We start from the raw sequence: 5,658 nt of genomic DNA on the forward strand, positions 1-5,658 counted from the left end.
AAGGAAATGCTGGCGCGAATGAATGCAAAACCCGATCGCGTGCTGTTTCCGAAGAGCAATTTGAGGTGAACTTCCTCACGCCCGCCCGCGTCGCGGCAGTCAAGCCCGGACACTCGAACGTGTGCGTCCTATCCTCCTCACTCGTTCGTCTCGACATGGCGTGCGTCTCCGACTCAGGCGGAACCCATGATTCACAACCGACCCCAAGGAACACTGTTGCCGCCCATCTCGCCGTCTTATCGGTATCTCGGCGAAGCCGCTGATCTGTGGTAAGCCGCCGCCCGAATAGCCAAAGGAGTACACCCGTGAGCGAGCCGACCGTGGCCGAGGCGACCGACAGCATCTATGCATCGCTCCGGGCGAACAATGCCGACATCGACGCACATATCGCGGCGCTCAAAGCAGCGCTGGCGCGAGAGGGGGTAGAACAAGCGGTGTTCGATCCGACCAGGCTGGCGCAGAACAACCGTTCGGGCCGCAAGCTAATGCAGGCTTATTTTCGGCAGCGCGGCGTGAGCGTGAGGTTTTCGGCCTCGTAGGGGCGCACACTGAGGCGCCACGGCCCGCCGGCAATCATTGTGGTCCAAGATCCCGCGGGGAGTTCAGGCGAGTCCGCTTTTGGCTTCTGTAGGCCGACATGCGGCTTCCGGCCCCGCCGACCTCAAAGTACCTAGGAAATCGGCCGACAAATGGTCAATTCAATCACCTGCGCCGGCTTGCCGAGCACATCAGCGACCGATTCGCCGCTTCTGGCCTTCGGATTTGACCGGATCAATCGCATGAATCTGCCGCCTTGAGCGCTTCGGCGCGGTCAGATTTGTCTAACGCTCCTATCCGTCGAACCGACGCGAAAAATCGTGGATAGTCGCCCGAACACAAATCGAACAAGCGGAGAAACGTCGCCACCCGATCGCCGTAGACGGAAGTCGCGGCGAGCTTCGCGTTGTTAATCGGAGAATCGAACCAGACATCGTATCCCCGGTATCCACGCCAGCGACTGTCGCGCATCTCTCGGTAGCGCATCCGCAGCCGTTCGATCGCGGCTATCTTTGCGGCCCGCTTCTGCTCAGAGGTAGCGCTGTCGTCATAGACGTGCCTTAGCTCGTCTCGGGTCTGCGACACCAGCGCAAGAAATTGAGCTCTGCGCCTCCGGTCGGCTTCGTAACGGCGCAAACCGGCAGTATCCCCATTCGCGCGCAGCCATTTTCTTACACCGGTTGTTTCGACAGCGGCAGCGAACGCTTCGTTGAACGCGGAATCGTCCTGTACGTAGACGCGCTGGTGAGCCAGCTCATGGAACACCAGCCCTGCAAGACCCGCTTCATCTTGGCTGAGCATGGTGCTTAGCAGCGGGTCACTTGACCAGCCGAGCGTGGAATATGCAGTGATGCCCGTCACATAGACGTCCAGGCCCTGTCTCTGAAGTTCGACAGCGGTTTCAATTGCAGACCTTTTGGAGAAGTATCCTCGGTACGGAACGCATCCGAACACCGGAAAGCACCATGTTCGTGGCGTCAGCGAGAATTCCGGCGCTGCGAAGATGGCCCATGTCACCGCGTCCCGACCAACGTCAACATAGCTGCGGTAGCTATTGTTGTCCGGCAGCGCTAGTTCATCTATCGCAAACTGTCGGATGGCACTCGCCGATGCCATTCGAGCGCGCAATGTCCCAGGGGTCGAAGGATTGTCGATCAGCTCTCCGACATCCTGGCGCGCCGCCATGATCTCCACGTGACCCTTCAAGGATTGTGCGTAGTAGGAAATGCTGGTGCAACCTGCCACGCCGGACATCGCGATCATCGCAGCAAGCGAACGAAAAACAGCATGCATCATGCCCACGGCATCGCTCACACGTCCGGATAGGGCAAATGTCGCAACTACGCCCGGTCCCAAACAGTCGCGCCAATTTGGTTAAGATCCTGGATGGGTTTAGGTTAGACGTTCGTCCTCGGCAAGATTGCCACAACGGTCACTCGCCGCCAAATTGCCGAATGTCCGGACATGGCGGACTGAAGCAACGCAGCATTTTCCACTTTGAGGCGAAGTAATTCTCAACTATGGTGCGCCAGGCTTTGGCATGGGGGGAAAATTGCCGATGGTTTTATCACGCAGGGGTGTCGTGCTCGGCGGCCTGGCGATGGTCGCGGTGGGTGCAACCAGCAATATTGCTCAAGCCGCGGCGGCAAAATCCTTTTTCGCCGGTACCGCCAGCGACAACAATTTTGTCTATCGCAAGACCAACTTCGCCAAGATCGACAAGAGATGGCATCGCCAGATCGTCAAGTATTTCAGTAGCGAGCCGGTCGGCACCGTCGTGGTCGATACCCGCCACCACTTCCTCTACGTCATCATGGAAAACAAGACCGCCATCCGCTACGGCGTCGGCGTCGGCAAGGACGGCTTCAAATGGTACGGCCGCGCGACGATCGACCGCCGCGCGCTGTGGCCGCAATGGGTACCGCCCCCCGAAATGCGTAAGCGCAAGCCGGACCTACCGCACATGGTCGCAGGCGGCGCGTCCAACAATCCGCTCGGGCCGCGCGCGCTCTATCTGCACCGCAACGGCGCCGACACCGGCTACCGCCTGCATGGCACGCTAGAGCCATGGAGCATCGGCACCGACGCTTCCAGCGGCTGCATCCGGATGTTCCCGGAAGACATCATCGACCTCTACCAGCGCTGCCCGATCGGCACAGCGGTGCAGGTCCTGCCGCACATCGCCGACCAGGCGCCCGCTTCCACCACTGTCGAATGATTGGCGCCTCATGAACCACATGATTGAAAACACGCGCCGGCTGCTCGCCGCCGGCCTGCTGGTGCTGGCCGCATCCTGCTCGACCAGCAACACGCTGGCTCCTTCCACGCCCAACATCACCAACACCGAGGTTGCCGGCTTCCAGAACGTGCAGCCGGGCAGCGAGGAGGATTTTATACTCAATGTCGGCCGCCGCACCTATTTCACGCAAGGTTCGGCCGCGCTCGATTCTGTCGCCAAGGCCACCCTCGACACCCAGATCGCCTGGTTAGCAAAGCATCCGCGCTGGCTGCTCAAGCTGCAGGGTTTCGCCGACGATCCCGGCGCAAGTGAAACGGCGCTGTCGCAGCAGCGCGCCGATGCGGTGATGGACTACCTCGCCGCCGGCGGCATAGACCGCAACCGCATGTGGGCCAAGGGCTACGGCAAGGACAGGCTCGTCCGCGACTGCCCCGACACCGCCTGCAGGTCGCAGAACCGCCGCGTTGTGTCTAATTTGCGCGATGAGAGGGACGAGCCGTAGGGGGCTGCTGTTCTGCTTGTGACCCGAAGCAGAGTCTCACACGCGACGGCGGCATGGCTGCTTTGCGCCGCATGTCGGTCATTGAGTAGACCCTAGCCGCATTCAAAAGCCGACATCCGAGTGAACAGGCGAGGCGGCACGTTTGCACACAAGCGGACGTTCGGCTGTAGCCACTCAACCCTTTCCAGCAGGGGTGTTTCAACGAAGCTGAAATGGGTGTCGTTCCGTCGCACTCGCCGCCGGCTTCATCTCCGTCAAATCCGTCCACACCGCCTAGCTCGCTTGAAGCAGAGAAGATTCAGGGCGTCACCTCGATAAGAATAGCCGTATCTCCTCGAATATGCGTTCGAAGGCAGGCTCGCTCTCCTGGACCAAATGGCTGCGCCCCTCCATCGCAACGAACCGTGCGTCCCGTATGCCGGCCGCCACCTCGCGCCCGCTCTCGAGCGGAGCGATGAGGTCGCCGCGGACGTGCATCACGAGGGTCCGTGCCTGCACCCGAGGCAGGAGATCGCGCACGTCGAGGTCACCTACCGTTTCGAAGTAGCGGACCGCGCACTCGGGCGAGGTCGTCCGCCGCTGAAGCTCGTTCCAGACGTCCGCCTGCTCCTTTGTGGCGTCGGGCATGAACTGCGAGGTGAACATTTGGCGGAAGACTGGCTCATCCGCACCCCAACCAAAACGCATCAGGGTTGCCATGGCGTCTCGCTTCGCCCTGCTCTCAGGCGAGCGTTTGCGAGCGCCAAGCGCGAACCCGCCATACAAGATGAGGTGCGACACCCGCTCGGGATAGCGCTCCGCGAAGGCAATCGAGACCGCACAGCCCTGCGAGACGCCGAGCAGGGCAAAGCGGTCGAGACCTGCGTCGTCCACCAAAGCCTTAAGATCGCTCACCCATGCGTTGAAGGAGACGTCCGGTACATCCCAGTCCGAGAGGCCGTTGCCGCGAGCGTCGTAGCGGATTAGCGTGTTGCCTCTCGCCAGCCGCTCCAGAAAGGCGCGCCATACCGGGCTCTCCCAATCGTATTCGAGATGGTTGAGCCAATTAGCCGCCTTCACGATCGGCGGGCCCGTGCCGACCTTGGCCCAGCCAAGGCGCACGCCGTCGGGGGCACGGCAATATTCGATCTCCTGCTGCAGGGCGGCACCGCGTATCGAGCGAGCCGCGGCCGGTTCTTCACGTTGGACGAGGTAGGGCCTAACCGGCCGAGCGATGTTCTTGACCGATCTTGAGCCTCGATCCTCAAAGCCGCAATTCAGCTTGCCCTCGACTTCGTCGTGCACTTTGCCGGAGATCAGGATGCCGCCCGCTGGCGCGAGTGCTTCGAGGCGGGCAGCGATGCATCGGAATGCCTCACGAACTGAACCACCTACGGTGGCATTGCATTCGCACGGCGCCTACCATCGATCAGCATTGCGCGGCAAGCGTTTCTTGAGTTGGGGCGATCGTCTCCGCGCAGCCGGCAAATCCCGCCGGCCCGCTTAATGTCGCCTCTATCGAGCTAGACGCCGGTGATCACGTCCGGCTACGAGGGTTGTGGTGTGCTTGGATTGACCTTTACAGCTTCACCGTCACGCCAACGTACTAGCTGCCGCTCTGACTGCCCATTCCCGGATAGTCCCAGCAGTACGCTGATTGGCTTTTACCCAACCGCGTGGCAGGACCCCACAGGGATAGCGACCGCTCATGGTGGAAAGCGGAATGGCAGCTATTGATCGACACTGAAAACGAGCCGGACATTCAGACCGCGCGACACCCCGAATGGGCCAGCCCATCATCCATCCTGTCGCCGGACATAGCTCCGTCCCCGAAGATTCTTCTTCCCGTTTCGGCGATCAATCCCGGCGCGGATCGTAAGGCTTGGCGGCCCGTTGAGCGACGCGCTCGCGGTACCTCGCGTCGGTACCACCTCGGTTTTCCGGTTTGGTAAGCGTTTCGACAGGCTTCCCGAGGACGACCAGCAGCGTGTCCCATTCTTCCTGGCCGAGCGTCTTGTAGCGGTACTCCAGACCCGGCGAAGCCAGGAGCTGCTCGATCTCAGGCCGCGCGAAAGAGGCCGCAGGGCCAATGCGGCGAAAGCCGCTTCGCACGGCATCGGTAGCCGCGGTCAGGTCGCTGAAGCCATACTTGCCCGGATCGTGGACGGAGTACTCGCGCAGCAGCCGCAACAGGTCGGGCACGGCATCGACGCCGCGGTCGCCCTGGCGCTTGATCAGGCCGGTGGCAAAGCGGCTGACCGCCGGATCGGCGAGAATCTCGCGCTCTTCCGGCAGAGGATCGGCGTATGCACCTACAGGGAGGCCGGCCAGGGCATTGATCCAATGGCGCGCCTCCTTCTTGTCGGTGGCCGCGAGGTAGCGGCGGGCGGCGAGCCGCCGC

Annotated in this window: 6 protein-coding genes; 3 read left to right on the forward strand and 3 right to left on the reverse strand. The window is 61.7% G+C overall.

The genetic code is table 11. The features are described from left to right. Positions 1–305: 305 nt before the first annotated feature. Positions 306–539, forward strand: coding sequence for a hypothetical protein (locus EOA85_RS25900; protein WP_065010223.1), 234 nt, complete (start codon positions 306–308; stop codon positions 537–539). A gap of 232 nt (positions 540–771) precedes the next feature. On the opposite strand, the gene EOA85_RS25905 is transcribed toward EOA85_RS25900, so the two are convergent. After that, entirely contained in the window at positions 772–1,830 is a 1,059-nt protein-coding gene (locus tag EOA85_RS25905) for an aminopeptidase (RefSeq protein ID WP_127211665.1), read from the reverse strand. Positions 1,831–2,095: 265 nt separating this feature from the next. Between EOA85_RS25905 and EOA85_RS25910 the strand changes: the two genes are divergently transcribed. Next, entirely contained in the window at positions 2,096–2,755 is a 660-nt protein-coding gene (locus EOA85_RS25910) for a L,D-transpeptidase (protein ID WP_065010255.1), read from the forward strand. Positions 2,756–2,765: 10 nt separating this feature from the next. Further along, complete coding sequence (locus tag EOA85_RS25915) at positions 2,766–3,278, forward strand: OmpA family protein (RefSeq protein ID WP_127211663.1); 513 nt, start codon at positions 2,766–2,768, stop codon at positions 3,276–3,278. A 306-nt stretch (positions 3,279–3,584) separates the two neighbouring features. Here the strand turns inward: EOA85_RS25915 and EOA85_RS25920 are convergent, their stop codons facing one another. Together EOA85_RS25920 and EOA85_RS37725 are read right to left on the reverse strand one after the other, a co-directional pair. Next, the gene (locus tag EOA85_RS25920; RefSeq protein WP_164759874.1) at positions 3,585–4,562 is read right to left on the reverse strand and encodes an alpha/beta hydrolase; all 978 of its coding nucleotides are present in this window, start codon (positions 4,560–4,562) and stop codon (positions 3,585–3,587) included. 552 nt (positions 4,563–5,114) lie between these two features. Further along, a partial coding sequence (locus EOA85_RS37725; protein ID WP_164759875.1) for a hypothetical protein occupies positions 5,115–5,658 on the reverse strand: 544 nt, incomplete at its 5' end.

Source organism: Mesorhizobium sp. M5C.F.Ca.IN.020.29.1.1, from assembly GCF_003997375.1.
In the GTDB taxonomy this organism is placed as follows: Bacteria; Pseudomonadota; Alphaproteobacteria; order Rhizobiales; family Rhizobiaceae; genus Mesorhizobium; species Mesorhizobium wenxiniae.

Coding starts and splice junctions, on each gene's coding strand:
- EOA85_RS25905 (WP_127211665.1), bottom strand. CDS start 1,830: ATGCATGCTGTTTTTCGTTCGCTTGCTGCGATGATCGCGATGTCCGGC.
- EOA85_RS25910 (WP_065010255.1), top strand. CDS start 2,096: ATGGTTTTATCACGCAGGGGTGTCGTGCTCGGCGGCCTGGCGATGGTC.
- EOA85_RS25915 (WP_127211663.1), top strand. CDS start 2,766: ATGAACCACATGATTGAAAACACGCGCCGGCTGCTCGCCGCCGGCCTG.